At 39.2% G+C, this 2021-nt stretch carries 2 protein-coding genes; both read left to right on the top strand.

Annotated features, from left to right (window positions below; all coding sequences use genetic code 11):
* Positions 1-172: 172 nt before the first annotated feature.
* On the top strand, positions 173-1420 hold the full coding sequence (locus K2Z83_RS28250; protein ID WP_220598509.1) for a glycosyltransferase: 1248 nt from the start codon (positions 173-175) through the stop codon (positions 1418-1420).
* Positions 1421-1449: 29 nt separating this feature from the next.
* Positions 1450-2021 (top strand): oligosaccharide flippase family protein (locus tag K2Z83_RS28245; protein WP_220598508.1); only part of this gene is annotated, 572 nt, incomplete at its 3' end.

The following is a 2021-nucleotide window of genomic DNA, read 5'->3' as shown; positions in this document are numbered from 1 at the left end:
TCCGGTTTTGAGGTGGAGCGTATAGAGTTCACCGACACGCCTTCAAGGCGAAATTTTGTAAGAAATTTGATCTTAAAAAAATTCCCGCTCTTGCAAGACGGATTGCTAGTGATAGCGAAAAAAAGAGATCGCGCATCTATTTTCAAAACTAATAAATATTAAAATGTTTGCTATGATAGATGTTTGGATAGTGACACATCATTTTCCCTGCGAGCCAGGGGAGCAGTTTTTGGAAGAAGAAATAAAGTTTTGGGCGAAACAGCAGCAAGCTAGGGTTACCTTACTGCCAATACTGCCCGGCACCGTGTCTCGTCCGTTGCCACAAGAAATAGCTGTTGACTATTGTTTGTCACAAGAAAGTAGCCGTCTCTTTCGGAAGATTAAAGCAATTCGAGCTATTTTTTCCAGACGGTTATGGAAAGAATTGTTCTGGTTGCAAAAAATGAAAATGCTTAGCGCAGGAACATTTATCTCGGCGTGGCGATCGGAAGCCATGATTCTTCGGATCTGTGCGAGACTCAGGTGGAAAATAGCGAGAACAAAAGGCCGTGTTATTGCATACAGCTATTGGTTCGATGTTGGCGCATACGCATTGGCGGCATTGAGACGTGAAGGTGTCGTCGATTATGTCGTTACACGCGCGCACGGATTTGACCTTTACGAAGAGCGGCAACCTAATAGCTATATGCCATTAAGGCGTCAATTTGTACGAGATTTTGATCAGATTTTTGCTGTTTCTGGACAAGGAAAAAAATATCTTTACGACCGTTTTAGTATACCTGAAAGCCTGTTATCAACGGCACGTCTTGGCGTTCAGATTGGAAATAAATTATCGTCTTGTTCGTCAGCGAATACTTATAATGTTGTCTCTGTGTCTTTTTGTGTTTCTGTAAAGCGAATCGATCGAATTATTGAAGGAATCGCTATTGCTGCTCAAAAGATTGATAAAAATGTTTTAATTTCTTGGACGCACATCGGTGATGGTGAATTAAAAGATATGTTAGAATCAAAGGCAGATCAAGCATTTATATCTATCTCTAATGTCAGATTTCATTTTCTAGGACATCTGTCAAATGCAGATGTTTTAAATTATTATAAAGTAAATAACGTTGACGTATTCATCAATACAAGTGAATCAGAAGGATTGCCTATATCGATCATGGAAGCAATGAGTTACGGAATTCCAGCGATTGCTCCCGCTGTCGGTGGTATACCTGAGCTTATCAATCAAGAAAATGGTTGGTTGTTGTCCGGTCAACCTTGTGTTGATCAAATTGCGAGAGCCCTGATTGCGGTTCAGCACTACAAGTCTGAGCAAACTCGGCAAGCAGCTCGGCAGACAATTTTTAAAAATTATAACTCGGAAGTAAACTATAAAACCTTCATAAGTAATTTTATAAACAAATCAAATGAATATTAAAATTGATCTTAAATTTCAGAATAATGCGTATGAAACAATCTAAATTTGATCTGCATTTAATTAGTAAAAATATTTTTACGACACTCGCGCATCAGATTTTGGCATTATTGATGAGTCTTGCGGCATCAATAATTATCGCAAGATCGCTTGGCCCTGGTGGCAATGGCCAATATTCTGTAGCTATGCTTCTTCCTACATCTTTGATTGTGTTTTTGAACCTTGGGATAAGCTCAGCAAATGTTTTTTATGTGGGGCGTCATTCTGTATCTCCGGTGATAGCATGTCGTGCAAGCATCTTGATATGGAGCATTGTTACGAGCGTTGGTGTTGCTATCGGGGTTTTATTGATATTCAATATGAGGGAGGAATGGTTTCCTGGAGTACCTTCTGTTTTGCTTTGGCTGGCATTTGCTTCATTTCCTTTGGGAATGCTTCAGTCATATTTATCATCTCTACTTCAAGCTGTTCAGGATTTTCAACGTTTTAATATCGTCACTATTTTATCCCCTGTCGTGATGCTTGTCCTTGTTATTATTTTTCTCTTATTAAGATGCAATGTTTTTGCAGTCATATCTGCTGCAGTATTGACTCAGTTCGCTAA

It is taken from the genome of Oscillochloris sp. ZM17-4 (assembly GCF_019599295.1).
Lineage (GTDB): Bacteria > Chloroflexota > Chloroflexia > Chloroflexales > Chloroflexaceae > Oscillochloris.
Note: the sequence above shows the minus strand (reverse complement) of the source record. Positions and strands in the feature narration are given on the sequence as shown.